The 23,410-nt window shown below is 64.2% G+C and carries 22 protein-coding genes and 1 pseudogene; 13 read left to right on the forward strand and 10 right to left on the reverse strand.

Annotation, left to right across the window (positions count from 1 at the left end; genetic code table 11):
- Window positions 1-452: 452 nt before the first annotated feature.
- Complete coding sequence (locus tag GGD67_RS06470) at window positions 453-2,216, reverse strand: caspase family protein (RefSeq protein WP_179731681.1); 1,764 nt, start codon at window positions 2,214-2,216, stop codon at window positions 453-455.
- 192 nt (window positions 2,217-2,408) lie between these two features.
- On the opposite strand from GGD67_RS06470, the gene GGD67_RS06475 reads away from it, so the two are divergent.
- Genes GGD67_RS06475 through GGD67_RS06485 form a run of 3 tightly spaced genes read left to right on the forward strand, consistent with a single transcriptional unit; the run spans window position 2,409 to window position 4,540 of the window.
- A complete protein-coding gene (locus tag GGD67_RS06475) occupies window positions 2,409-3,140 on the forward strand; it encodes a haloacid dehalogenase type II (RefSeq protein WP_179731683.1) in 732 nt (243 codons plus the stop codon).
- A gap of 42 nt (window positions 3,141-3,182) precedes the next feature.
- Entirely contained in the window at window positions 3,183-3,650 is a 468-nt protein-coding gene (locus GGD67_RS06480) for a YbaK/EbsC family protein (protein ID WP_018321547.1), read from the forward strand.
- 59 nt (window positions 3,651-3,709) lie between these two features.
- Window positions 3,710-4,540 (forward strand): adenylate/guanylate cyclase domain-containing protein, encoded by an 831-nt coding sequence (locus tag GGD67_RS06485; RefSeq protein ID WP_179732238.1) that lies wholly within the window; start codon window positions 3,710-3,712, stop codon window positions 4,538-4,540.
- Between the two features lie 171 nt (window positions 4,541-4,711).
- On the opposite strand, the gene GGD67_RS06490 is transcribed toward GGD67_RS06485, so the two are convergent.
- Both GGD67_RS06490 and GGD67_RS06495 read right to left on the reverse strand, forming a co-directional pair.
- On the reverse strand, window positions 4,712-5,053 hold the full coding sequence (locus tag GGD67_RS06490) for a hypothetical protein (RefSeq protein ID WP_049815046.1): 342 nt from the start codon (window positions 5,051-5,053) through the stop codon (window positions 4,712-4,714).
- 95 nt (window positions 5,054-5,148) lie between these two features.
- Complete coding sequence (locus GGD67_RS06495; RefSeq protein ID WP_179731685.1) at window positions 5,149-6,135, reverse strand: tripartite tricarboxylate transporter substrate binding protein; 987 nt, start codon at window positions 6,133-6,135, stop codon at window positions 5,149-5,151.
- Between the two features lie 149 nt (window positions 6,136-6,284).
- On the opposite strand from GGD67_RS06495, the gene GGD67_RS06500 reads away from it, so the two are divergent.
- Window positions 6,285-6,542, forward strand: a complete 258-nt coding sequence (locus GGD67_RS06500; protein ID WP_018321542.1) for a hypothetical protein — start codon at window positions 6,285-6,287, stop codon at window positions 6,540-6,542.
- 113 nt (window positions 6,543-6,655) lie between these two features.
- On the opposite strand, the pseudogene GGD67_RS06505 reads toward GGD67_RS06500, so the two are convergent.
- Window positions 6,656-7,177, reverse strand: a pseudogene (locus GGD67_RS06505) (REP-associated tyrosine transposase).
- Window positions 7,178-7,234: 57 nt separating this feature from the next.
- Entirely contained in the window at window positions 7,235-8,170 is a 936-nt protein-coding gene (locus GGD67_RS06510) for a LysR family transcriptional regulator (RefSeq protein WP_179731686.1), read from the reverse strand.
- A gap of 116 nt (window positions 8,171-8,286) precedes the next feature.
- Here GGD67_RS06510 and GGD67_RS06515 point away from each other — a divergent pair, with 116 nt between their 5' ends.
- From GGD67_RS06515 to wrbA, 3 genes are all read left to right on the forward strand, one after another.
- Window positions 8,287-9,039 carry an SDR family NAD(P)-dependent oxidoreductase gene (locus tag GGD67_RS06515; protein ID WP_179731689.1) on the forward strand — a complete coding sequence of 251 codons (753 nt, stop codon included), beginning with the start codon at window positions 8,287-8,289 and terminating at the stop codon, window positions 9,037-9,039.
- 36 nt (window positions 9,040-9,075) lie between these two features.
- Window positions 9,076-9,774 (forward strand): pirin family protein, encoded by a 699-nt coding sequence (locus GGD67_RS06520; RefSeq protein WP_179731691.1) that lies wholly within the window; start codon window positions 9,076-9,078, stop codon window positions 9,772-9,774.
- 85 nt (window positions 9,775-9,859) lie between these two features.
- A complete protein-coding gene (gene wrbA, locus GGD67_RS06525) occupies window positions 9,860-10,459 on the forward strand; it encodes an NAD(P)H:quinone oxidoreductase (protein WP_179731692.1) in 600 nt (199 codons plus the stop codon).
- A 48-nt stretch (window positions 10,460-10,507) separates the two neighbouring features.
- Here wrbA and GGD67_RS06530 read toward each other — a convergent pair whose 3' ends face one another.
- Window positions 10,508-10,984, reverse strand: coding sequence for an Lrp/AsnC family transcriptional regulator (locus tag GGD67_RS06530; RefSeq protein ID WP_018321535.1), 477 nt, complete (start codon window positions 10,982-10,984; stop codon window positions 10,508-10,510).
- 122 nt (window positions 10,985-11,106) lie between these two features.
- Between GGD67_RS06530 and GGD67_RS06535 the strand changes: the two genes are divergently transcribed.
- Entirely contained in the window at window positions 11,107-11,646 is a 540-nt protein-coding gene (locus GGD67_RS06535; RefSeq protein ID WP_179731694.1) for an alpha/beta hydrolase, read from the forward strand.
- 21 nt (window positions 11,647-11,667) lie between these two features.
- On the opposite strand, the gene GGD67_RS06540 is transcribed toward GGD67_RS06535, so the two are convergent.
- The 3 genes from GGD67_RS06540 to GGD67_RS06550 form a co-directional block, all read right to left on the reverse strand.
- The gene (locus tag GGD67_RS06540) at window positions 11,668-12,810 is read right to left on the reverse strand and encodes a GNAT family N-acetyltransferase (RefSeq protein WP_179731696.1); all 1,143 of its coding nucleotides are present in this window, start codon (window positions 12,808-12,810) and stop codon (window positions 11,668-11,670) included.
- 119 nt (window positions 12,811-12,929) lie between these two features.
- Window positions 12,930-14,282: an O-antigen ligase gene (locus GGD67_RS06545; RefSeq protein ID WP_179731698.1), complete on the reverse strand. Its 1,353-nt coding sequence runs from the start codon at window positions 14,280-14,282 to the stop codon at window positions 12,930-12,932.
- 15 nt (window positions 14,283-14,297) lie between these two features.
- Entirely contained in the window at window positions 14,298-15,398 is a 1,101-nt protein-coding gene (locus GGD67_RS06550; protein WP_179731700.1) for a glycosyltransferase, read from the reverse strand.
- Between the two features lie 246 nt (window positions 15,399-15,644).
- On the opposite strand from GGD67_RS06550, the gene GGD67_RS06555 reads away from it, so the two are divergent.
- A complete protein-coding gene (locus GGD67_RS06555; RefSeq protein ID WP_179731702.1) occupies window positions 15,645-16,637 on the forward strand; it encodes a glycosyltransferase in 993 nt (330 codons plus the stop codon).
- Window positions 16,638-16,640: 3 nt separating this feature from the next.
- Here the strand turns inward: GGD67_RS06555 and GGD67_RS06560 are convergent, their stop codons facing one another.
- Complete coding sequence (locus GGD67_RS06560; RefSeq protein ID WP_179731704.1) at window positions 16,641-17,669, reverse strand: glycosyltransferase family 2 protein; 1,029 nt, start codon at window positions 17,667-17,669, stop codon at window positions 16,641-16,643.
- Between the two features lie 384 nt (window positions 17,670-18,053).
- Here GGD67_RS06560 and GGD67_RS06565 point away from each other — a divergent pair, with 384 nt between their 5' ends.
- The 4 genes from GGD67_RS06565 to galE all read left to right on the forward strand — a co-directional run bounded on the left by GGD67_RS06565 (window position 18,054) and on the right by galE (window position 23,323).
- Complete coding sequence (locus GGD67_RS06565; protein ID WP_018321528.1) at window positions 18,054-18,854, forward strand: bifunctional 2-polyprenyl-6-hydroxyphenol methylase/3-demethylubiquinol 3-O-methyltransferase UbiG; 801 nt, start codon at window positions 18,054-18,056, stop codon at window positions 18,852-18,854.
- Between the two features lie 291 nt (window positions 18,855-19,145).
- Window positions 19,146-21,515: an exopolysaccharide transport family protein gene (locus GGD67_RS06570; protein ID WP_179731706.1), complete on the forward strand. Its 2,370-nt coding sequence runs from the start codon at window positions 19,146-19,148 to the stop codon at window positions 21,513-21,515.
- A complete protein-coding gene (locus GGD67_RS06575) occupies window positions 21,508-22,311 on the forward strand; it encodes a WecB/TagA/CpsF family glycosyltransferase (RefSeq protein WP_179731708.1) in 804 nt (267 codons plus the stop codon). The genes GGD67_RS06570 and GGD67_RS06575 overlap by 8 nt, the downstream gene beginning before the upstream one ends.
- 19 nt (window positions 22,312-22,330) lie before the next feature.
- Window positions 22,331-23,323, forward strand: a complete 993-nt coding sequence (gene galE / locus GGD67_RS06580) for a UDP-glucose 4-epimerase GalE (RefSeq protein ID WP_092255363.1) — start codon at window positions 22,331-22,333, stop codon at window positions 23,321-23,323.
- Window positions 23,324-23,410: the final 87 nt, after the last annotated feature.

Consider the following 23,410-nt stretch of genomic DNA (forward strand, 5'->3'; position numbering starts at 1 on the left):
GTTGCATCGAACACCATGCAAACTCTACTGCGTCTGCTTCCTCTTGAAACGGTTGTTTAGACAGTTGGCTGGCGAACAATATTTGCGGTGTTTTGCAAAAGCCGAACCGTCCATGGCGCAACTTCCGGTGGGACATTGTCCGCTGTCAGAGCTCATCTTGGCTGCTGGACTGTGCACCTGAGCCCTCGCTTCGACCGCAAGCACCAGCGAACACATCACAACCAAAAGAACTGCAAAAATCCTCGACATCAACCGCCCCCTCGATTCAGTATCAAGTCAGACTTTACCTAAGAATTGACTCGGAAAGAAAGCAAATCGCTCGTTGAGAGCATACGCCTTGCGCCTCGAGCGCGGAACGTCTCCATCCATTTGAGCTGATGCAAGTTCAAAACGCGACTAAGCCGACAACAGCCCGACCACAAGCAACTTTCATTTTTCTCCGCCTTGGTGATTCAGCACGTCGGCTGCCGACTGCACCAGATTTTGGCTCTCTGCGGGTCCATCTGCTGAATAGCCCTTGCGTAACATCCCGTGATGGGGCCCATGCATTTCTGGTAGGTGCCGTTAGATAGAGCCGCATCAGCGCGCGTGACGGCGGAGGACGAAGAGGGTCTTACTTCGCGGTGCTGCAGCTCTGGCTTTTTCTTTGCTTCAGGCGACGCTCCCTTCTTCTCGCACTCATTCTCGTCGTTCAGGACGTAGCCCTTGCGGCAGCTGATTTTCGTGCAGCGGTCCCCCTCTGCGCGGTAGCCGTTCTCGCAAATCAGCGGACATATTCGCCCGCCCTTGTTTTTGACGGCGTCGAGCGCGTCGGTAGTGGCGACGCTCACATTCAGTTTCATGCCGGCGTGCTTGTTGAAGAGGTCGAGGGCTTTCTGCGAGGGCTCACCCCAAACGCCGTCTACAACGCCCACATTGCATCCCACGCGGCGTAGCTCGGCTTGCAGCGCACGAGCTGTATCGGCGCTGATCTGCTCCGTCTCGACGGGAGGTGGTAGAGCAGCGACTTGCTGGTTCTTTTCTCGCGAGGCCTTCTCACGAATTGCGAGTTCCCGTGCCGCGTTCTCCTGGGCTGTCAGACGAGCTCTTTCAGCGGCAGCGGCCTTGTCCTGCTCGATCTGCTTGACCTTCTCGGCAGCGATGCGGGCCTCTTCAGCAGCCTTGGCAGCCGCAGCTGCTTTTTCTATCTCGAACTGTCTTGCACCTTCTGCGGCAAGTCGAACCCTCTCCTGCTCCGCAAGCCTCGCCTTTTCAGCGGCAGCTGCCCGCGCCTCTTCTGCGGCGATTTTTTTCGCGTGCGCTCTCGCAAGGTTGGCATAGAAGCCATCTGGATATTGAGACAGAAAAGCTTCCCAGCCATCGTGGGTGCCGAGTTGCAGCGCCAGCTCGTAGTCCCTTCGGATCGCCGTCTGAGGATCGGCCTGCGGTCCTGTTGGTGACGGCGCCGCCACTGCCGGGACAAGCGATAGATCATCGCCTCCAAGTGAGCCGTAGAGATATGGCTCTTGCCTATTGGCGGTAGACTTCAAAACTTCGTCGCGGACGTAACCAAAAGCCTTTCGCAGATCCAGACCCGGCTTGGTAACGTGGTGAACCATCGCCGCCGTGAACGGACTATTCTTGCCATCGCCATCCAGCGCCGTTGAACCTGCCTTTGATGCGAAGGCAATCAGGGTGTTGGGGCTTGACGGTTCTACCTTTGCGAGGCCGCGCCCAATCGCCCTGGACGCGAGGGTCCGCTTCATCACCTTCGAGAACGGGCTGTCACGGCATGCGTCAAGAACCACCAGCCGCAACTTTTTCGCAGGCTCGATCGCTACTAACACCCGATCCAGCGACATTGCCTCGTCATAAATGTCAGTGTCACGTTCGAGGACAGCATCGATCGGGACGAGATAATTGACCCCATCAACCTCGATGCCATGACCTGCATAGTAAACGACCGCAACCTCGGCATCGCGGGACTGTTCGATAAAGTCCCGCAGCGCCCGCCTCATATCAGCTACTTTTAGGTCACGACGCAGGTCGACAAGATCGAAGCCGGCCGCCTTCAAGGTTTCCGCCACGAGCGCTGCGTCGCTGGAGGGATTGCCGAGCCGCGCGACCTTTTCATAAGCCGAATTACCGATCACCAGCGCCACGCGACGCTCGGCATGCGCCGAACCGCAGGTCAGCCAGATGAAAAAGAATAATGAAATCCAGCGAAGAGCGCCCATTGTAGGCCCCGATCAAAGTGTGCGCAGCCTACGTCGAGCCTGATGAAAGGCAAGCATTGGCTCTGTGATGTTGATCACACTTCGATGCCATGCCTGCAGTGGCAAACTTCCGCTGTGCCTTGGTAAGCTAACGACAATGCGTACTCCCCCAAGCGGAGTTCGTGTGACCACAACGGCCCGGAAGGACACCCGATGCCCATCAAAGCCGTCGTCTTCGACGCCTACGGAACGCTCTACGACATCCAGTCGGTCGCTGAAATCACCGAGGATGCGTTTCCGGGATACGGCGAGATCATCACGCAGGTCTGGCGCATCAAGCAGCTCGAATACACCTGGCTGCGCTCGCTGATGCGGCGCTACCAGGACTTTGCCGCGGTCACCCGCGACTCGCTGGCCTATACACTGCGCGTGCTCGGGCTGGCCTATGAGAGCGAGACCTTCGAGCGCGTGATCGAGAAATATCTGCATCTCGACCTCTATCCGGACGCGATAAGCGCGCTCACCGCGCTCAAGCCGCGAAAGCTCGCCATCCTCTCCAATGGCAGCCCGGACATGCTGAATGAGCTGGTGCGCAACACCAAGCTCGACCGTCTGCTCGATGCCACCATCAGCGTCGATGCCAAGAAGATCTTCAAGCCGAGCCCGGAGGCCTACATGCTGATCGGGGAAGTGCTCGGCACCGCACCGAGCGAGACTCTGTTCGTGTCCTCCAACCCCTGGGACGTGGCGGGAGCGAAGGCGTTCGGCCTGAACGTCGCCTGGATCGAACGGGTGACGCCGGAGGCGATGGCGCTGGCTTGCGTCGAGAACGAACTCGTGGCACCGCTGACCATGTTCAAGGCGATCCGCACCCAGATGGACGAGCTTGGCTTTGCGCCGGACCAGCGCGTCCGCGCGCTCTCCGAGCTGCCAGGGATTGCTTAGGCATCGCCGCCCGCCCGCAAAGTCTGAAATGAGCTGCCCGGAATGAGCCTGGAATCCGTTCGCGCCTTTTTCGCCGAGAAAGCCCCCGACATCTCCGTCATCGAATCTCCGATCAGCTCGGCCACGGTGCCGCTGGCCGCCGAAGCCTATGGCGTCGAGCCCGGAATGATCGCCAAGACGCTGAGCTTGCGCGTCGGCGAACGCGTGATCCTGATCGTCGCCGCCGGCACCTCGCGCATGGACAACAAGAAGGTCAAGGCGCAGTTCGGCGGCAAGCCGAAGATGCTGGGGCTGGAGGAGGTCGCCGACATCACAGGCCACGAGGTCGGCGGCGTCTGCCCGTTCGGCCTGAAGTCGCCGCTCCCGATCTATTGCGATGTGTCGCTGAAGGCATTCGACGTCGTGGTCCCGGCCGCGGGCTCGACCCACAGCGCGGTGCGCATCACGCCCGACCGCATGGCCGAGCTGACCGCCGCCGAATGGGTCGATGTCTGCGAGGTCAGGCCTTAAGGCGGCACCGGGTACGATCCCTGATGCATTTGCCGATCAGGGAGGCTAGCATGGCGCCGATGACCGACGACAAGGTGAAACGACGACTGACCACCGTGCTGTGCGCTGACGTGTACGGCTATTCTCGTCTCATGGAAGCAGACGAGACCGGAACGTTGGAGACGCTCCGCCGCTACCGCACCGCCATCGCGCGATTGGTCGAGCGCCATGACGGCCGCATCGTCAATACCTGGGGCGATGCCGTGATCGCCGAGTTCGCCAGCGTCGTCGAGGCCGTGCAATGCGCGGTCGAGATTCAGCAGGAGATCTCCAGTCAGGCTGCGGACGCGCCGCAGGCGAGCCCGATGCAGTTTCGCATCGGCATCAACCTCGGCGACGTCATGGTGGACGGCTCCGACATCTATGGCGACGGGGTCAATATCGCATCACGGCTGCAGGAGCTCGCTGAGCCCGGCGGCGTCGTGATCTCGAGCTCCGTCTACGACCAGGTGCACAACAAATTATCGGTCGGCTTCGACTGTCTCGGCCAGCGTCCCCTGAAGAACATTGCTCCCCTGACCAGCTATCGGCTGACCCTGGGCGGCCGAGCCGCCGCACAAGGGAGCTTCCCGATCGAGGAAAGCGCAGCTCCCTCAGAAAGAGCGCGTGCTCCGCGGATCGGAGACAGGCGCGAGCTGTCTTCGGCGACGAATATCGTCTCGGATTGGCTCGCAAGGCTGCCCCGCCCGCTGGCAGCGGCCCTCACGGTGTCGGCCTTCCTAATCCTGATCAATCTTTTCACGGGCAACAAGATCTGGTTCCATTGGCCGGTCGCGGCCATTCTCTTCGGTATCGTCCTGCGAATGGTGCTTGGACAACGACCTGAATCGGACAGCAAGACCGAGCGCTGAACGAGGCGGCACGACCGCATCGTGCGCGCCTAAAGCGCGATGAGATCTGATGAATCGTCATCGCGCTTTAGGTTGTTGTTTGCGCATGATCTTTTCCGGAAAACCGCTTCGCACTTTTCCGGATCATGCTTTAGCGCTGCGCAATTTTCCCGATCATGCGCTCTTCAAAGCCTAATCGTCGTAATCGTCATAGGGACGCTGCGGAGGTGGCAGCGGCGCATTGTTATAGCGCGGCGGTGCGGCGCGATTGCGTGGGACCTGCTGCGGCGGCATCTGGTTGTTGGACTGGAACACGGCGCGGCAGCCGCTCGACAGCTGCGGCGTGTTCTGCTGCAGGCAGGCGGTGATCCGGCTCACGTCCGGAATCTGGTCGCTGCAGAGACGCCAGACGTCCGGCGTACACGCCATCTGCTGTTCCATGGTGCCGCGATATTCCTGGGCGAATGCAGCGCCCTGCGCGACGATGCCGCCGACCGCGAGCGCCACACCCAGCGCAATCCGCTCTGTTCGCATGTCCCGATCCTTCTCGATTCCCATCGATTTTCATCAATCAATGAGGCAGGACCCGGTTCTGGACCAACAACAAAATGTGAAAATGGCGCTGGAACCTACTCCACCTTGCCGATCTTCTTCACCGCCGCGATCAGCCGCTTGCTGTCGGTCGCGACGAATTCGGCGAAGGCCGGTGCGTCCTGATAGGCGACGAGGCTGCCCGAGGTTTCGAAGGCCTTGAGCACGTCGGGACTCGTCATCACCTGTGCCATCGCCTCGCGCAGGCGGGTCGCGATCGGCGCGGGAAGAGAGCTCTGCGCGAACAGCCCAGCCCAGATGTACATCTCGACGTCCTTGTAGCCGAGCTCCTGGAAGGTCGGCACATCGGGAAAGCTCGCGATGCGCTGGGCGCCGCAATTGCCGAGCACGCGGAGCTTGCCGTCGTCGACCTGCGGCTTCAGCGTCCCCGGTGCGGCCGCGATCGCCTGCACGGTGCCACCGAGGATCGCGGTGAGCGCGGGACCTGCGCCGCGGAACGGCACGTGCAGCAGCTTGATGCCGGCGCTGCTCGCGAACATCTCCATCGCCACATGCAGCGTGCCGTAAGGCCCTGACGAGCCGTAAGTGATCTGACCCGGGCGCTTCCTGGCATCCTCGACGAAATCCTGCGCCGTCTTCCACGGCGCGGACGCCGGCACCGCCAGCAGCGTGGGATCGGCGAGCACGCGCGCGATCGGCATGAACTGCGAGACCTCGTAGGCGGCGGGACGGTCGAACAGCCGGTCGGCCTCGGGCAGCACCGCGAGCGAGGACAGCGTCATCAGCAGCGTGTAGCCGTCGGGCTCGGCGCGTGCCGCCGCGGCATTGCCGACCGAGCCGCCGCCGCCTCCGGCCCGGTTGTCGACAATGACGGCCTTGCCCAGGATCCGCTCCAGCGCCATCGCCACCGGCCGCGCCGCAAGATCGGCCTGTCCGCCGGCCGGAAACGGCACGATCATGGTGATGTTGCGGGCGGGATAGGTCTGTGCGGAGGCCGGTCCGGGTAACGCAGCGCGCAGCAACGGCAGTGCAGCAGCGGCACGCAGGACGTCGCGTCGATCCATGGCAGGTCCCTCCCCCCGATTTTTCTTGTTTCGCACCCAGCCTAGCGCCGCGATCGGCAAGAACAAGACGTTTACGAAGCGTTAGCCATGTTCGGCCGAGCCCGGAACGCATGCCTGGAGCCGCTGTTGCCCTCTTGAGGGAGTGCGTGATGCCTAACATTGGAACCATCGATGTCGCGCTGGACGAGATGCTGGTGAATCTCGCCGCGATCGTTCTGAGGCTTGCAAGGCCCGAAGTGACGCGTACGCCGGAAGCGCGCCGCGCGCTGGCGCAATCGGTCCATCAATATGCGGTTTGTGCGAAGCGTTCGAGCGACCCTCGCGTTCACGAACTGAAGTCGCAGCTGGAAGAAACGCTGAAGCCAAGCCTGCGCATCGTCGCGATCGACGGCGTGAAGGTGGCGTAGTCGAAGACGTGGGCACGCTTCGCTTTGCCCACCCTACGATAGTTTGCACAAACGATAGATTGGCGAGCTGCCGTAGGGTGGGCAAAGGCGCGCTGCGCGCGCCGTGCCCACGGTCACTCTCCGAAATGACCGACGATGTCGCGCATGTCCCCGCCCCAATCCACGGGGAGGTCGCCCTGCTCCACGTAACGATGAAAGCTGCTGAGGGACCAGTCGCGCACGCGCGTGACGAGCCCGTGTTTCACGGGATTGAAATGGATGTAATCAACGTGTCGCTCCAGATCTGCGTCGTCGCAAATTGTGTGCTCCCAATAGCGACGCTGCCAAATGCCTTTCTCGCGCTTCTTCAATTTGCTCATTGAAGGCGACCCGCCCTCCAAGCCTCGCGAAAAGCCGCCCTTGATCAGATTCCACCGCGACGAAAAATCAGCATCGGCCTCCGGAAGCAATCAAACAGCATGGAGATGGTCGGGCAGGATACAAATGGCGATCGTCTCGAACGGGCGGCGCTGCTGAACTGTTCGGTAAATTCGCCTGAGGCGATCAACTTGGTCCACGAGCAGCGTGCTCGAGCGGTCGGCGAGCACGACGGTGAAGAAGAACATGCTGCCTTGTGCGCGGCGATATCGAGACACTTGCGATCCCCTCGAGCGAAGACGTGGGCACGCTTCGCTTTGCCCACCCTACGGCAGTTACGTTGCCCTCGCACCTTTCTTCGCCCGCCGCTTGCAGGTGCCCGGCAGCTTGGCCGCGAGGAAATCGCCGAGCGCTTCGACGCGGGCGGGACGGGGGCCGCCGGGTGGGGTCACCAGGTGCACGGCGCCTTCGGCCTGCTTCCAGTCCTTCAGGATCACTTCGACGGCGCCCGACGAGATCGCTTCGCCAACGATGAATTCGGGCAGCTCGGCGATGCCGAGGCCCGCAATCAGCGCCGGCATCACGGCTTCGCCGTTGTTGACGCGGAGCTGTCCACCCGGGCGCACGCTGGCCTGCTCGCCGGCGGAATTGGTGTAGTGCCAGATGTTGGGCGTCGACATATAGGCGTAGCTGAAGCACTTGTGCTCGGCCAGGTGCATCGGATGCGTCGGCCGGCCGTGCTTCTTCAGATAGGACGGCGCGGCCACGGTGAAGCGCGGCATGGTGAAGAGCCGCCGCGCGAGCAGCGAGGAGTCCGGTAGCCGCGCGATCCGCACCGCCATATCAAAACCCTCGCCGATCAGGTCGACGGTCGCATCGCTCAAATGCAGATCGACCGAGACTTCCGGATAGGCCTCGAAAAACTCCGGCAGCAGCGGCGCCACCGCCTTGATGCCGAACGTCATGGGCACGGCGAGCCGCACCAGGCCCCGCGGCGCCACCGATTGCGCCAGCGCCTCGTTCTCCGCCGCTTCACCGTCGGCCAACAGGCGCGTCGCGCGCTCGGCGAGCTTGTGCCCGGCGTCGGTCAGCGCAAGCCGGCGTGAGGTGCGGTTGAACAGCCGGGCGCCGAGCCGCTCCTCCAGGCGCGTGACCGCCTTGGACACCGTGGCCTTGGACATAACGAGCTCGCTCGCGGCCCCCGCAAACGACCGTAACTCCACAACTTTCGCAAAGATCGCGAGCGCCTCGAAATCGGGAAGTTTTGCCATGGCGGCTATCCATCTGGATATTTATGGAAACAATGCGTTTCAACAGTTTCTATTTCTATACCACAGACGGATGCTTATCCAAGGGGTCATCAGACATTCAGGACTGGAGAAATCCAATGACCAAGAAGCTCTCAGGCAAGGTTGCCCTCGTCACCGGCGGCTCGCGCGGCATCGGCGCGGCCTCTGCCCGCGCACTCGCCGATGAAGGCGCGGATGTCGCCATCAGCTACGTGGCCTCGCCGGAAAAGGCGGAAGCCGTCGTCACCGAGTTGAAGGCCAAGGGCGTCAGGGCCCGCGCTTTCAGGGCGGACCAGGCTTCCGCCAAGGACGTCACGCAACTGGTCAACGACGTCGCCAGGGAATTCGGCCATCTCGACATCCTCGTCAACAATGCCGGCGTTGCCGCGGGCGGTGCCATCGACGACGCCAATGCCGACACGGATGCCCTCGCCCGCCAGGATCAGGTCAACGTGCACGGCGTCATCGCGGCAATCCGCGCCGCCTCGCAGCTGATGGGTGAAGGCGGCCGCATCGTCACCGTCGGCTCCATGCTGGCCGACCGTGCCTCGTTCCCGGGCCTTGCCGACTACGTCGCCACCAAGGCGGCCGTCGTCGGCTACACCAAGGGCGCGGCACGCGACCTCGGACCGCGCGGCATCACCGTGAACGTGGTGCAGCCCGGCTCGATCGACACCGACATGAATCCGAAGGATGGCGGCGAGTTCGCCGAGACCCAGCGCAAGCAGCACGCGCTGCAGCGCTTCGGCCGTCCCGAGGAAGTCGCCGCCGGCATCGTCTTCCTCGCAAGCCCGGACGCCTCCTTCGTCACTGGCACGGTGCTCAACGTCGACGGCGGGTTCGGCGCCTGATCGAGGCGCCAACCACCCACACAAGGAATTACGCAGATGATCGAACTCAGACCTTTCAACAAGCTCGGCGGCGCCGATCACGGCTGGCTCAAGGCCAAGCATCACTTCTCCTTCGCTGGCCATTACGACCCGAACAACATGGGTCACGGCGCATTGCGGGTGTGGAACGACGACGAGATCGCGCCCAACACCGGCTTTCCCGCCCATCCCCACGCCAACATGGAGATCATCACCTATGTGCGCGAGGGCGCGATCACCCATCAGGACAGCCTCGGCAACGAGGGCCGCACTGAAGCGGGCGACGTGCAGGTGATGAGCGCCGGCAGCGGCATCCGCCACTCCGAGTACAATCTGGAGCCGACCCAGACGCGGATCTTCCAGATCTGGATCGAGCCGACGACGCGCGGCGGACAGCCGACCTGGGGTTCGAAGCCGTTTCCGAAAGCGGATCGCTCCGGCAAGCTCGTCACCATCGCGAGCGGGTTCGATGACGATGCGGATGCGCTGCCGATCCGCGCCGATGCGCGGGTGCTCGCCACCACGCTCAAGGCCGGCGAGAGCGCGGAGTACGCACCAGAGAAGGCGCGGCATCTCTACCTGGTGCCTGCGGCAGGTTCAGTCGAGATCAACGGCGTGCGCGTCAACGCCCGCGACGGCGCCGCGATCCGCGACGAGGACCGGCTGAAGATCACCGCGCTCGAGGACACCGAGCTCGTGCTCGTCGACGCGGCCTGACGACGCTCTCCGTCATGGCCGGGCTTGTCCCGGCCATCCACGGCTCAAACAACCATTCAAACTCATCCCCCAAACGGAGACCACCATGACCAAAGTTCTCGTCCTCTATTATTCCGCCTATGGCCATATCGAGGCGATGGCCAACGCCGTCGCCGAGGGCGCGCGCGAGGCCGGCGCCACCGTCGACGTCAAGCGCGTACCGGAGCTGGTGCCGGCCGAGGTCGCCAAAGCCTCCTATTACAAGGTCGATCAGGACGCCCCCATCGCCAAGATTGAGGATCTCGCCAATTACGACGCAATCATCGTCGGCACCGGCACCCGCTTCGGCCGCATGGCCTCGCAGATGGCGAACTTCCTCGATCAGGCCGGCGGGCTCTGGGCCAAGGGCGCACTGCACGGCAAGGTCGGCGGCGCCTTCACGTCGACTGCGACCCAGCATGGCGGCCAGGAGACGACGCTGTTCTCGATCATCACCAACCTCTTGCATTTCGGCATGGTCGTGGTCGGCATGAACTACGGCTTCGCCGGCCAGATGAAGCTCGACGAAGTCACGGGCGGCGCACCCTATGGCGCCACCACGATCACCGGCGGCGACGGCAGCCGCCAGCCCAGCGCCAACGAGCTCGCCGGCGCGCGCTATCAGGGCCGCCAGATCGCAGAGACCGCCAAGAAGCTCCATGGTTGAGCTGCACGGCTGGTGCGACGGGCGGCATTCTCTTTCGGGAATGCCGCCTCAGCTCCGCTCAGTCTTCTTCCTGACGAGCTCGCGGCCGATCGGCCGCGCCGGTTCGCTCCGCAGCACCAGCGAGGTCGTCACAGTGCCGAAACCGGCAATGCGATCCACGATCGTCTCCAGGTCTTCCGGCGCCGGAACCAGCACCTTCAGCACGAAGCAGTCATCGCCGGTCACGCGATGGACCTCGATGATGTACGGAATCTCACTGAATCTCTTCAGGCAGGTCTTGATGTGCTCATGCGACGTGCGCAGGCGCACCAGCGCCATCAGGCCAAGCCCGAGCGCACGCGGGTTGATCCGGGCACCGTAGCCTTCGATGATGCCGGCTTCCTCCAGCCGCTTGACGCGCTCGGAGACCGCCGGCTGGGACAGGCCGACGGAACGGCCAAGCTCGGACAACGGCACGCGCGCATTGGCCTGCAGCGCCTCCAGGATCTTCAGATCCTTGGCGTCGATGCTTCCGAAACGATCCAAGAAAATTCTCCATTCCGCCTTGAGATCATCGGCAGATGATCGATTCCGCCGATGACTTGCCATGTCCCGCAGCACCCTGACCGGCCACACTGCGCCCCCATCTCAGATATCACGGGACGATCATGCACGACATCATCACCTTGCCCGGCCTCGGCGGCTCCGGCGACACTCATTGGCAGACGCTCTGGGAGCGCAGTGATGCGTGCTTCGGACGATTTCAGCCGACGAGCTGGGACCAGCCCGAGCTCGACGACTGGGAGCAATCGCTGGAGCGAGCGGTCAGGCGCTGCGCGAAGCCGCCGGTGCTGGTGGCCCACAGCCTCGCCTGCCTCCTGGTGGCGCACTGGGCCGCCCGCTTCCCATCCGCGATCGCCGGCGCGTTTCTGGTCGCGGTCCCCGATCCTGACGGCACCAGCTTTCCCGCCGAGGCCGCCGCGTTCAAGCCGGTCCCCGACCGCGGGCTGCGCTTCCCTTCGCTCATCGTCGCCAGCACGAACGATCCCTATGGCAGCCTCGAGGTGACACAGCGACGCGCACGCGCCTGGCAGTCGGGCCTGATCGTGCCGGGCGCACTCGGCCACATCAATGGGTCGAGCGGGCTCGGCGACTGGCCGCAGGGTCGCGCATTGCTGGATGCCTTCTGCGCGGGCCTTCCGAGATGACGGGCGAGCAGACAGCCTGTGTCAGCGCATCTTGCGTATCGCCCGCGCCGCGAGGGCGGCGGCCGCGGGATAGCGGCGCAGGCCCTGCGCGGCGTGGTCGCGCCATGCGAAAGGAGCGCCGCGCCAGGTCAGCGCGACGCTGACGTCGGTCAGCGGCACCCGCTCGGCGCCGAAGCGCCGCTTGTAGTCCTGATTGCCGATGCTGAGGTCGAAACGGCGCACGCCCGCCGCATGCATCGCGGCCATGGTGCGCTCGGCGACGAGCAGCCCCGGCGAGCAGCTCGACCATGAGTCGCCGCCGTGGCTGATGCGCAGCAGGTAATAAGTCGCGCCCTGCCTGATGCCGAATGACGTGCCGATGACAGCTTCATCGCAGACCAGTGCCGCAACGACGGCATAGCCTTCCGCGACGCCCTGGCGGGCAACCTCGCGGTAGAACTGCGCATGGGCGTCGTCATTGAGGACGAACCGCGAGCCGAGCTTTCGCATGCGCGCCTGCTGCTGCACATCCATGACGTCCAGCAGCTCATGCGCGCGCGCAACGTCCGCGGCGATCTCGAACCGCGCGCCTTGGTGACGGCTGAAGACGCGCCAGCAGCGCGGCATCTGCATGCGCTTGATCGACGCTTGATAGTTCTCATAGTCGTCGCCCATCAGCACGACATTGCCGTTCAGCGATGAGGATCCGATCCGCCCGAACGCCACCAGCGGATTCGGCTTGCCACCGACCTGGGCTGGCATCTTCTTCAGGCGGAGCAGGTCGAAGCGGTCCGGCAAGGCGCGCAATGCCTCGACCAGTGCCAAGCTGATCGCATGCGCCGCCGCCGCGTCCAACGCGGCATCGCTCGCCAGGATCGGCGCGTTGTTGTCGGAGACGCCGAGATCGGCGAATTCGACGATGCGGATGCCGCGCCTGATGTGGCTGATCATCGGCACCATCGCGATGTCCTTGCCGGTGGCGGCATCCGAGATGATCGCAATCAGCGGCGCAAAATCGTGAAACGCCTCATACCATGCATCGAGCCAGTAACCATGCTGGAATGCGGTGCGATGCCCGGCGCTCAGACGCGACGCGGCCTGCCGCCAGTCACGCAGGAAATCGACAGCGATGTTCGACGTGCTGGACACGAGGCCATCTGGTTGCTCGACGCTGAGGAACGTCATCTGCGGGGCATACGATTACTGAATGTTTCGAGATAGATTATGTTTTGTCGCGCATCACAAGAGACCTAGCCGCTCAATCGTTAAGCCGATGCCACCATCGCCCCGACTGCGACAAGCTGTCAGCGCTCCGGTTCCTTCTGCTCGACGCATTGGAACCTGGCGAGGAAATGCAGGCCGGCCACCGCGAGCGCGAACATGAACCAGATCGGATTCTGCCGTTCGAGCAGGAAGGTCTCGGTCGCGCCGTAATACAGGCCGAACAGCCATACGGTCAGGAACAGCTTTGCCAGTGCGCCACTGCGGTTGTGTGTCTGGGCTGACTGGAAATTACGGAGGGGGGCGAGCACGAACACGAGAATCACGAGCAGCAGCCCCGGCAGACCGATGGTGACCGCGAGGTCGAGATAGCTGTTGTGGCTGTGCGCCGCCGACGTCGCCCATTCGGCGCCCTGGGCGGTCTGCCGCGCCGTGACATCATCCCAGAAGGCGGCATAGCCGTGACCGATGACCGGCTTCTCGGCGACGGCCGCCAGCGCGAACTCCCAAATCGCGGAACGGCCCGTGAAGGTCGGATCAAGGGGAAGCAGCCGCGTCATGCCGCCGAGCGCCGGGCTCAAGACACTGCCGACTGTCAAAAGGTTCATCACGATCAGCGGCACGAAGCAGATGATCCGCTTCAGCCACAGACTCGGCGTCACGTAGACCAGCGACGCGAGCGCGTAGATCGCAAGGCACAGCACCGACGACGTCTTGCCGCCGGTGAAGATCAGGAAGATGCCGGCCAGCGCGGCGATCGCCGGTCCCATCACGAACGAGCCGACGGCGGTCAGGTAGATCCCGACATAGACCAGGATGGTCATCATGGGCGAGGCGATGTTCTTATGGCCAAAACTGCCGCGCCAGTCGCCGGCAAGCTGCGGCTCGCCAATATCAAGCCCGGTGTGGATCGAATATTGCGGCGCGAGGAAGACGCCGAGATAGCAGAGCGCGAGCAGCACCAGCGCGGCAGCACCCAGGCACAGGTTGAAGCTGCGCTGCGTCGGCGGCAGCAATGGCAGCAGGACTGCGAGCGACGTCACGCTGGCGGCGAGCACGAAGCGCTGGATCGAAACGCTGCGGCTTTCGGAGAGGACGATGTTGATCACCAGCCAGCCCACGAGGCAGAGATGAAGCGGCGTCACCAGGGTCTTCAGCGCGGGCGCATCCGTGGTCGCGACGAGCAGCACCGCGACCGCAGCGAGCAGTCCCCACGAAACATAGGCCAGCGCCATTCGTCCGCCGACGACGGTGGTGACATCTGGATTGCGCAGGTCCGGGAACGGATCGAGCGTCACCAGCACCAGCAGCAGCGAGGCGACGGCGACGAGGCAGCGCGCCGCCTGCACGGCATTGAGTTCCGCCAGGCCGTCGCGGAAGGCGCGGCCCAACGATCGGGCCTCGAGGTCAGTCATGTCGGCGGCGCTGCGGTCCATGCTGCGGTCCACGGCTCAAGACACTTGGTGACGCCGGTGAAGCTCGAGGTCCCGGTTCAACCCCATTGAGCGTCCATCACCAGGCCTTTCGGAAGCCTGCGCCACCGGCTGCCGCACGATGCTCCGCGCGATCTCGTAATATTGCAGCGCCCGTTGCTCCAGCGTGAGACTGTCCAGGATATAGCCGCGCGGATCGAACGCGCCCGCGGCACACCCTTCCCAGAAATTGTCCCACCCCGCCTCGAATCCCGCGACGTCGACGAATTTGGCCCCGCAGCGCTCATCCCAATACGGCACCGACGACACGGGCGCGAACTGCACGCGGTGCGGATAGTAATCGGGGTCTCGCCACGGGCCGCCCGGATCCCAGGCGAATACCGGCACGCCGCAAGACAAGGCCTGCTGATAGGCGATGCCCTGGCTCTCGTTCTGACACAGGAAGATCATCGCGCGCGAGGCCGCCAGCGCCGCCTGATAATCTTCTTCCTTGTAGCTGCCATAGCGCAGCTCCGTGAACGAGCGCCCCTCTTTTCGCAGGCGGGCGCGGACGGGTTCGATCAACTCCGGCGCATAGCGCTCGCGGTCCCAGTGGACCTTGTCGTAGATCAGCACGTCGACCGCCTTCTGCGAGGCCTGCGACGGCGCCCAGAGATCGGTTTCGATGCCGACCGGCCAGGCCTCCGTCTCGGGCCAATACGGCCGGTACATGTCGACGTACCAGGGGCCGGGCACCACGACCTTCTTCACCGGCAGGCGCTTGAACAGATCGGGGTCGTCGAGCGGATGATTGTGGGCGGCGACGCCGAGCAGGATCGGATTCTTCCACGCGAATTTGTCGAGCAGGAAGGTGCGGCCGACGATGCAGGCGAGCTCGTCGGGATGCCGCGCGATGTAGCCGTAATCGTTGACGCGGTAGCGGATGCCGAGCCGATCGAGCCCCGCACAGAGATTGAGGAACACGCGAAGCTGACCGCTCATGCGCGGCTCGCCGAGCAGCAACCGGCGCGCCATGCGTCGCAGATGCCGGTCGCCGGGAAACCAGCGATCGTCCTTGTCCTCATAGAAGAGGTTGAGGATCATCGCATCTGGGTCGTGTTCGAATGTCTTTGCGGGCACTGGATTCCATCCGCGGCAGCCGGATGCGGATTCTCGCATGGGACCGGCGGTCGCACTCTTCCAAATTTGCCACAGGCTTAATGCCAGCGGCTTAACGCTAATTGACGAAACCAGCGCCACACACGGCTTCACGGCAACGATCTGGCTGTAATGCGAGTATCATTCGCGGGGCCTGCCCACGTTGCGATCGATCGCATCATCCATTCAGCGCACGCGTCCTGGTTAACAGACTCTTAAAGGCGAGCCGTGGCTCAGATCACCGCCGAAGACGTCCTCGATTTGCCGGCCACCAGACGCGTCGTTCCGGCGGCACGCCAGCCGCTGCCCTCGAGCTCGACCTGGTCGGTGTCCGTCGTCATTCCCGCCAAGAACGTTGCCGCCTATGTCGGCGAAACCCTCGCCAGCGCACTGGTGCAGGGCGAGGTGGGCGAAGTCATCGTCGTGGACGACGGCTCGACCGACAACACCGCCGCCATTGTCCGCGGCATTCGCGATCCGCGGCTGCACCTGATCACGAATGATTCCGCCGGTGTGTCGGCAGCGCGCAATCTCGGTGCGCGATATGCCCGCGGCGACTGGCTGCTCTTCCTCGATGCCGATGACCGCCTTCGCCCCGGCGCAGTGGCGGCGCTGCTGGAGGCGGCACGCGCGGCTCCGCGGGCGGTGCTCGTCTATGGCGATTACAACACGATCGACAGCGAAGGACATCAGATCGGCCGGCGCGGCCTGCTGAAGGGGCGCCGGAAGCCGTCCGGCGACGTGCTGACGCGGCTCGCCGCCGGCAATTTCATCGTCAATGGCGGTATTGCGCTGGCACGCGCGGAAGCCTTCCGCGCCATCGGTGGTTTCGACACCTCGCTCAGATATTGCGAGGATTGGCATTGCTGGTGCCGCTTGGCAGCGATCGGCGAGTTCGAGTTCGCGCCAAAACTGCTGCTCGATTATCGCTTGCATACCGCCAACACCATGAACGCGGCGGTGCGGACGCCGAAGGATTTCTTCCCTGCCATCGCGCGGGTATTCGACGACGGATTGATCCTGGCACGCCTGCCCGAGGGCTCGGCGGCCGGACTGCGCCTCGCCGCCGAACTTCATCTCATCACCTACTCGGCGATGCAGGCGGTTCGCTTCGGCCGATATCGCCAGGCTTTTGGCTATCTTGGAATGGTCGGCCGGCGCTCGCTCAAGGCGTTGCCGCGCGCCGCAGCCAGGACCGCCCTCGCCCGCTTCGGCATCTAGTCGTCACGACACGATCTTCGAGGCCTCATAGGGCTTCGGTTCGATCCCGAATGCCGCGAGCATCGAGCCGAACGCGACCATCACGGGGTGCATCGCGACGACGGCTTTCGACGACGTCAGCAGACCTGCGGACCGAACCAGCGAGAGCGGCAACCGTCCGAGCATCTGTACCAACACCCGCGCCCGCGCCGCCGCGCTCTGCGCGGCCTTGTACTGCACGCGATAATTGATCGCGCCGATGCGCAGGCCACGCTTGGCGATCCAGCCGAGGCTGGTGCGGCTTTGCGGCACGGTCTCGGTGATGACGGCCTCCGCCGTCCAGTGGAAGATCATGCCGGCATCACGGCACCGCACGAAGAAATCGCAATCGCCGCCGCCGAGGAAATTGAAGCGCAGGTCGAACGCGGGACGATCGAACCGCTCGAAGGCCGCGCGCGTGATCAGACAATTGCCGCAGCCATAGATCAGCGGCACCGCGCCGGAATAGTCGTAGGCGGGACGGAAAGCGGGATGACGCGACAGCCACGGCTTGCTGTCGTCATCGAACACAGGCAGCACCGGCCCGCCGACCACGTCGGCGCCGGTCGCCTCCGCGGTGCGGACCATCAGTTCGAGCCAGTCGCTTGACGCGATCTCGTCGTCGTCGATCATCAGGAAGCGGGTTGCGGCAGGAAACAGTGCCTGCGCCGTCTCGAACGCAGCGTTGATCGCCTGGCAATTGCCCTGCCGCTTCTCGACGAGGCAGACACCCTGCAGCCTGCCGGCGGCCAGAAACTCCGCGGCAACCGGCGCGCTCTCGCGCTGCGTGGCATCGTTCTCGACCATGACGACGGCAAAGGAACGCGGGGTCCGCTGGTTCGCCAGCGACTCCAGCGTCAGCCGCAGATGCTGCGGACGGCGGAAGCAGGGAATGCAGACGACGATACCGACCGACAGGTCGATGACGCGGGAGCTCGCCGCGATCTCCCGGTTGGGATCGCGCACGGCATCCGCGATACGCGTGGCAGACAGGTCTGTCGGGATCAATGTCATGACGTTCTAGATGTCCGAGATATATTGAAAAAGCCCTGCTTCATTCGTACGTCCCGCGACGGCACATCGTCGCGGGACAGATGCGTCCCAAAACGAACGGCTGGCGAGCACACCAAGCCGATGCAAATCCGCAATCTCCGGCTAAGCCCAGCACTTTACCGTCTTCGTGTGTTGTCCGGCGCCATTCCTTTCGCGCGTGATACTGCAATTCGCGATCCATTGCGCCGGCAACGGGCGAACATGAACAATGCCGTAGTTAATGCGCATGCGCATTAACCCGACCGTAAGCACTGCGACCGGTGAGACGGCGCGGCATCAGATTTGCTCTTCGGGCTCGCGATATTTTTCCTGTAAATTTGAATAGAACAAGCGCGGTCAGAAAATATGAACAAGCCAGCCACGATCGATTTTGCGACAGCCACGGCGATCCGGATCCCCGCGACCGCGGCCCCCGTCCAGGCACTTCACGATCTCGTCCCGGGCGAAGCGCGCGACAGCCTGCTCGCCGTTCACGACGTGCTGCGCCGTGAACTGCCGCAAGGCCAGCTCGCCATCTATGAAGCCGGCGGCGGCTCGTGCAGCGTCCTGCCGCCGGAATTGCCTGGACGCAGCAAGGTCACCGTCGTTGACATCGACGAGGACCAGGTCCGCAACAACACTTACGCGGATGAGGCGATTCTCGGCGACGTGCAGACCTACCGCTTCGAGCGCGAGACCTTCGATCTCGTGATCTGCTACAACGTGATCGAGCATCTGCCCCACGTCGACGCCGCGCTCCTGAACTTCCGCGATGCGCTCAAGCGCGGCGGCATGATCCTGATCGGCGCGCCCAATCCCCGCTCGCTCTCCGGCGTCGTCACCAAATATTCGCCGCACTGGTTTCACGTCTGGTTCTACCGGCACATCCGCGGCATCAAGGATGCCGGCATGCCCGGTGAGCCACCGTTCCCGACCTTCTTCCATCCGCTGGTGACGCTGCCCCGGCTCGAAGCCTTCGCGGCCGCCAACGGCCTTGAGATGATCTACCGCCGCGAGGTCGAGAGTCCGCGCTATCCCGAGATGCGCCGGAGCAAGCCGCTGTTCGCGGCGCTCGTGGACGCCGGCGCCGCCGTGCTGAATACCATGCTTTCGCGCGGGACCGACGTCCGTCGCGGCGACTATCACGTCATCCTGCGGAAGAGCTGACCATCATGGCGCGCGCGCGGTCCATTGCGGAACAAGCGGAGCCTCGCAGCCATGCCGCGCGCGGTAACGAACCGTTAATCTCCAGGGAGCCCCGGCATCGCTGGCGTCACGAGGACGCACTGCGGAGTGGCATGCGCTTAAACGCTTTGTTTGCCATTTCGGTGAATAGTCCCTCAATGAGTATGGTTAATTTTCCCTGTTGCGTTGATTGGGCACCTATATCCCGGGTGCATGGCGTAGAGCGAAGAGTAGCCCCTCAGCCTGCGGCATTTGGAATGAAAGCTGGGGATCATGCTTGACTATAACCAGCCGATAGATCGGGCCAGACCGGAGTCGCCGCAACAGAGGCCCCAGGCCGGCTTCAACGTGCTGGAGCTCGCCAATTTGCTCTGGCGACGCAAGATCGCGATTGCCGCGGCCGCTCTGCTCGGTGCAACGCTTGCCGTCACCGTGGGCAAGAGCCTTACGCCCCGCTACACCGCCACCGCCCAGCTCTATGTCGATCCGCGCGAGCTTCAGCTCGTCGACCGCGAACTCACACCGCGCGCGCAGGACGTCTCCGGCATGGCCATGGTGGTGGAGAGCCAGGCGCGGCTGATCACCTCCAACAGCGTACTGCTCAAGGTGATCCAGCAGGCGGGTCTCGACAAGGACCCGGAATTCGGCGGCGGCAGCGACGGCCAGAGCCTGATGTCGTCGCTGCTCGGCCTGATCGGTCTGCAGCCCCGCGCTCCCTCCGCTGCGGACAACAAGGAGGTGCAGCTTGCGGCACTCGAGGCGCTGAACAGGCACATCACGATCCGCAAGACCGAAAAGAGCTTCATCGTCGACATCGAGGTCTGGTCGACGGATCCGGCGAAGGCGGCGATGCTCGCCAACACGCTGACCAATGCCTATCTCGCCGAGTCCCGCAACTCGCAGGCTTCGGCCGCACGGCGCGCCACCAACGACCTCTCCGGCCGCCTCAAGGAGCTGCGCGAGCGGCTGCGCAACGCCGAGACCGCGCTCGCCACCTACAAGGCCCAGAACAATTTCGTCGGCACCCAGGATGCGCTGATCAGCGATCAGCAGCTTTCCGCCAGCAACCAGCGGCTTTCCGCGGCCCGCGCGGCGACGATGGATGCCCAGGCGCGGCTCGACCAGATCGAGGCGAACCGCCGTACCGCGGCCGACGCTGGCGCGATCCCGGAGGCGCTGCAATCGCCGACGATCGCGAACCTGCGCGCGCAATATGCCGATGCGCGCAAGAAATATGCTGAGCAGGCTGGCGAGCTCGGGCCGCGCCATCCGGCACTGCGCCAGACCGAGAAGCAGGTCGAGGATCTCAAGCGCACCATCAGCGAGGAGATCGATCGCTTCGCCCAGTCGGCCAAGAACGATCTGACGCGCGCCCGCGACTATGAGGCCTCGCTCAACCGGGCCACGGAAGCGCAGAAGCGGCAGAGCGTGCAGCTCAGCCAGGCCGCCGTCCGTCTGCGCGAGCTCGAGCGCGAGGCCGATGCCAGCCGCGACGTCTATCAATCCTTCCTCAAGCGCTCGCGCGAGACCGAGGAGCAGGAGACGCTGAACACTTCGGCGGCCCGCGTCATCGGCGAAGCGACGGTGCCGCAGCGGCGCTCGTTCCCGCCCGCCATGAGCCTGTTCGCCATGATCGGCTTCATCTTCGGCGCGCTCGCGGCGTCAAGCTGGTTCGCCGCGGTCGAACTCCTGCTCGTCGGCGCACCGGCGCCCGCGCCAGCCCGCCGTGAGCGCAAGCCGGCGCCGGAGAGAACGCGCGCTCCCGAGGTATTGCCGGCTCCCGCAGCTCCGCAATCTCCTCAGGTCTCGCGACCTCAGGAAGTGGCGCAGGCCCTGCCCGAACTTGCCGCGCCATCGCTGCAGCCTGCGATGGTCGAAAAGCCCCTGATCGAAAAGCCGCTGATCGCGCGTCTCCAGGAGGCCGACGTCATCCACACGCTCGGAGCCATTCTCGCCACCGGCGGCGGCGTCGACCTCACCCGGCTGGGCTGGCCGACATTGCGGCCCGGCTTTCCGCTGACGAAGCTGCTCAACGCCTGGCGCGATATGCGCACTGCGGTGGCCCGGCGCGCCGGCGAGAAGGCGATGCCGGTCATCGCGCTCGTCGGCGCCGGCGACACCACCGGACGCAGCGTGATCGCGCTGAATTTCGCGCTTGCGGCTGCGCGCGACGGCGCCCGCGTGCTGATGATCGATGCCGACCATCAGGCCCACGCACTCTCGAACAAGGTCAGCCGCCCCGGCAGGAACGAACCGAGCAGGCTCGGCTGGCTCTCGATCGGCAGCAAGGCCGCACGCGAGATCAAGACGGTCAACGGCATTTCGGTGCTGCCGGCCGGCGAGGGCGACGCCGGAAAGGCTGCCGATGCGATCCGCAAGGCGATTGCGCAGGCGCGCGCCGCGGGCGGCTATGACCTCGTGATCCTCGACGGCCCCGTGATGCCGCTTCTTGCCGGCGGCCGAAAGCTGCTGGACGACACCGACGCGCTGGTGGCGGTGCTGCCGACCAGCCTCGACATCAACGACAGCTTGGAAGAGATCCTGACCGCGCTGGGCCGCGCCGAGCGCAAGCTCGTCGGCGTCGTGCTGGACGAGCTCACCCCTGCAATCCAAACGCGCCAGCGAGGCAGACAATATGCTTGAGCGTCGCGTCAACCTCGACGGACGGGCAGCAACGGCCGACGTGCCGCGAATCACCGTCGGCGGGCTCCGCATGGCCGCGATCGATCTGGAAGCGACCGCCGATTTCATGATCGAAGCGACCGATCCGGACAATCGCATCGGCCGTCCGCTGTTCCTGACCTCGGCCAACGGTGAGGTGCTGGCGCGCTGCTCGACGGAACCGCAGACCGAGCGCCTGTTCCGCGCCGCCGACCTGATCAATGCCGACGGTCAGCCGCTGGTCGCGGCATCAAAGCTGCAATCCTGGTTTCCCCTGCCCGAGCGCGTCGCGACCACGGACCTGTTCCACGTCGTCGCGCGCAAGGCGGAAGCGGTCGGCCGCACCTTCTACATGTTCGGCGCCAGCGAGGCCGAAAACATCGTGGCGGTCGAGAACGTCCAGAAGATGTATCCGAACCTCAAGATCATCGGGCGCAGCCACGGCTATCTGCGAGGCGAGGCGCTGCGCGCCAAGGTCGAGGAGATCAACGCGCTTGCGCCGGACTATCTGTGGGTCGCGCTCGGCGTGCCCAACGAGCAGGCATTCGTGGAGGAATTCACGCCGTACCTGACCAATGTTGGCGTTATCAAGACATCAGGCGGCCTGTTCAACTTTTTGTCGGGCAGCCGTTCCCGCGCGCCGCAATGGATGCAGAAGATCGGACTCGAATGGGCCTGGCGCACCTTGCTCGAGCCGCGCCGCCTGTTCTGGCGCTATTTGACCACCAACCCCCGCGCGCTCTATCTTCTCTTCAGCCGCAACCGGCCCCTCCGCTAAGAGAAGAGCAGAAGACGATATGACCGACCGACCGACCGTCCTCGTCACCGGGGGCGCGGGCTATATTGGCTCGCATGCCTGCCGCGCATTGACCGCCGCCGGCTACCAGCCCGTCGTTTATGACAATCTCTCGACAGGTCATCGCAGCTTCGTTGCCGGCCCCCTGGTGACGGGCGATCTGCTCGACGGCACGGCGCTGGCACGCGCCTTCGCCGACCACAAAATCACGGCGGTGATGCATTTCGCGGCAGCGAGCCTGGTCGGCGAGTCCATGACCGATCCGCAGAAATACTACATCAACAACGTTCAGGGCACGCTGTCGCTGTTGCAGGCGATGCGCAACGCAGGCTGCCATCGCATCGTGTTCTCCTCGACCGGCGCCGTCTACGGCAATGCCGATTCCAAGGAGCTGCCGGAAGACTTTCCCTGCATGCCGATCAATCCTTACGGCGCATCGAAACTGATGATCGAGCGGATGCTCGCCGATTATCGCTCGGCCTATGGCTTCGGCGCGTTCTGCCTGCGCTATTTCAACGCCAGCGGCGCCGATCCGGCCGGTGGCATCGGCGAGCTGCGCGACAATGAAACCCACCTCATTCCCCGCGCCATGATGGCGCTGCAGGGCCATGTCGACTTCGCGGTGTTCGGCGACGACTACGACACGCCCGACGGAACCGCGATCCGCGACTACATCCACGTCACCGACCTCGCCGCGGCGCATGTCGCGGCCCTGAAGCTGCTGGAAGAGGGGCATGCCGGCGGCAGCTTCAACCTCGGCACCGGTTCCGGCTTTTCCGTGCGCGAGATCCTGAACGCGATCAGGCAGGAGACCGGCCGCGAGGTGCCGCACACCGTCAAGCCGCGCCGCGCCGGCGATCCCACTTATCTTGTCGCCGATCCTTCCGCTGCGCGAAAGGTGCTGAACTTCGTGCCTGGCCATTCCGACCTGGCGACGGTCATCCGCACCGCCTGGGCCTGGCACCAGAAGGCGCATCCGTTCAGACCGCGTTAGGCAATCGGGGCGCCCGCGCCTTGCTCGGCGGAGGCGTGAACGGCTAGACTGGGCCTTCGCTGCCGGCGACGATGCCGGCATGCATGC

This window comes from Bradyrhizobium sp. IAR9 (genome assembly GCF_013408065.1).
GTDB lineage: Bacteria > Pseudomonadota > Alphaproteobacteria > Rhizobiales > Xanthobacteraceae > Bradyrhizobium.